A 2239-nucleotide genomic window follows, 5' to 3' on the forward strand; every position below is an offset into this window, starting at 1 on the left:
CTATCTATTGCATGTTCAGCTAGTTTTTCTGATTCATAACATTGCATATTTATTTTAGTTTTGCAACACCCTCAATTCTTTAATTGGTGAACTCCTTCAAGACCTGCATTACTAATTTGATTATTTGCTACAGTCAAAGTCCTTAAAGATTTCACTGTAAATAATGGTTTAATATCTTTTATATAATTACTATTTAAATCTAGCATTTTAATCTTCTTCATTTGGCTTAATGGACTTAAATCTGAGATTTTATTGTTTCTCAAAGTTAAAAACTCAATATGCTCTAACTTAGCCAAAGGTCCAATATCTTCAAGTTCACCATAGGTTATACTTAATGATTTCAATTGTCTCAAGTTCGAGATAAATTTTATATTTTTTAACTTAACTTCTTCCAACGTTAAGTTTTCTAAGTTCGTCATATATTCTAGACCACTTACGTCTTTTATTCCTTTACTTTTAGCTTCAACGACTATTAAGGATTTAACTTTTAATAAATCTTCCTTAGTTATTGGATTATCTAGATTCTCTCTATTCAAGTTATATTTATTAATATGCCTTTGTAATTGCTTATCTACTATTACATTCGCATCTTGTTGATCCACTTTATCCTCTTTATTTTCCTTTTGTGCTTCTGGAACATCTTTATCTAAATTCAATGTATTTACTTCAAACTGTACTTGGTACTTATTGTCATAGGCCATTGTTGGAATATAAATATGCATTCGCATATTATACCTTTTTCCTAATTCCCCTACTTCAAACTGAATCACTTTCGTTCCATTTTTCTTTTTGTCTTCTGATATTACTTTCACATCATGAAACACACCTGGAGTATGAATATCCTCTGTTTTCAAGTATTGAAAGAAATCACTATCACTTAATGTTGCTGTTACAATTTTCTTTCCATTCTCAATTGTTAATTTCGGGTCCTTTATATAAACAGCTGCCATAGACTCTTCATTCGTTTTATCTTTGTATGCCTTAATAACAGCGTCATATGTACCATCTTCTAAACCTTGTCCAGTTTTATTCGCCTCAATTGCTACTGCCGCTAAAGCAGGTGTTGAATAAACAGCAAACGGAAGTGATAACGCCGCCGCTATAATCATTGCATTTATACGTTTTCTTTTATTTTGTTTCAACTTTACATCTCCTCCGAAATATATAATTCGAAATGTAATCATTTCTCGAATAAATGATAATGATTTTCATTATCATTGTCAACTAAAAAAATAAAAAGTTTACAAAAAAGAACCTCTTTAAAAGAGGTTCTGCCATTTTCTCGCCTGATTCTTCTCTAAAAAAGCTTTTCATCGCATGAAATACGTCTGCTTTTTGCTTTAAAATATAGTATCTAAAGTTTTCATCTTTAATATTTTTATAGGCTGACATGAGTGTACTATGGCGGTTGTACTGGTTTAGTTAGCAAAGATATCCCCCTACTATAATTCTAAATAACTATTGTATATAAATATAACAATAATAAGTTGTCCCTAAATGACATCCACAATGCCCAATATAAACTTTTTCATCTTCTTCATCTACAGATTAATGAATTCTGGTTGTACGACCAATTTTCATATGCCATTCAAATAATCTTTTTATAGAGTAATACTATCAGTATGTCCGGATTTGGGAGATTATTTTCAAAAGTTTAGAGTTTTTGCACCAGAACCTCTTTGATAATAGGAATACCAAGTGACTTTTGTTTCCCATCCCCCTTTGGAATATAGTTTTTTACAACTTGTGGATGATAGGACTTACTTTTCAATTTCATATATAATTAATTCATTGAGAGCGTTTCATTCCTCATATTGATAAACAATCCCCCTTGTTTGTCTATCTATTCCACCATTTCCTCTATTCCATTTTGCCCTTCTCCACGCTTCATTCAAAATATCAGAACAATAAATTTTGTCATAAAACATATGAAATTCCGGAAGACTTTATAACTTTTAACGAAGCTGCAAGGTTCACTTTATATTACGATTTACTGACTTGGGCGCACTTCTATTAGTGGTTAAGTTACTTTGTCATAGTGCTTCAACCTTGGGATTTCTCCACCAGTGCCTGTCAGCTTTTAGGTAACTTGGCTTCACCATTAAGCTGTACCTAAACTAGCCGGGCGCGCAATTAAAAAAGCTGTTTCCATTCAGGAAACAGCTTAGAACCTGTTTAGAATCTATGGTATAATCTGTACAAAAAAGGATATTTTCTATGATACATAATTATACAAGTA

2 pseudogenes are annotated in these 2239 nt (G+C 31.3%); both read right to left on the reverse strand.

What is annotated here, in order from left to right:
* Window positions 1-74: 74 nt before the first annotated feature.
* Window positions 75-1142 (reverse strand): annotated as a pseudogene (locus ACQRBL_RS02595) (NEAT domain-containing protein); the annotation flags it as partial.
* Window positions 1143-1224: 82 nt separating this feature from the next.
* A pseudogene (locus ACQRBL_RS02600) lies at window positions 1225-1422 on the reverse strand (hypothetical protein); the annotation flags it as partial.
* Window positions 1423-2239: the final 817 nt, after the last annotated feature.

Source organism: Bacillus sp. AF62 (genome assembly GCF_050312695.1).
Taxonomy (GTDB): Bacteria; Bacillota; Bacilli; order Bacillales; family Bacillaceae_G; genus Bacillus_A; species Bacillus_A cereus.